The sequence below is a fragment of the Natrialba sp. PRR66 genome (assembly GCF_034808065.1).
GTDB lineage: Archaea > Halobacteriota > Halobacteria > Halobacteriales > Natrialbaceae > Natrialba > Natrialba aegyptia.
Genome location: NZ_JAXHGN010000129.1, coordinates 1 through 268, shown reverse-complemented (window position 1 = coordinate 268; position 268 = coordinate 1). Strand labels below are relative to the sequence as shown.

Below are 268 nucleotides of genomic sequence, written 5' to 3'. Positions count from 1 at the left end.
GTTATGTGGTGTTGGTCTTAGTTTTCTACTGCTTCTTCAATTTTTGGATGGGTTTTCAAGTTGGAAAAGCTCGCAAAAGGTACAATGTGAATTATCCAACTCTTTTATGCATCAGAATCAGAGAACAAGGATGCTAAGATCTTCAATTGTGTTCAGAGAGGGCACCAGAATTCACTGGAAATGATGCCTGTGTTTTTCATTTTAATGATATTGGGGGGAATGAGGCATCCATGTATTAGTGCTGGGCTTGGTCTCGTTTACATCGTCA

1 protein-coding gene is annotated in these 268 nt (G+C 39.6%); it reads left to right on the top strand.

All coding sequences use genetic code 11. The features are described 5' to 3' along the window. Positions 1–90: 90 nt before the first annotated feature. The coding region (locus tag SM755_RS24640; protein WP_369335289.1) for an MAPEG family protein at positions 91–268 on the top strand (178 nt) is incomplete at its 3' end.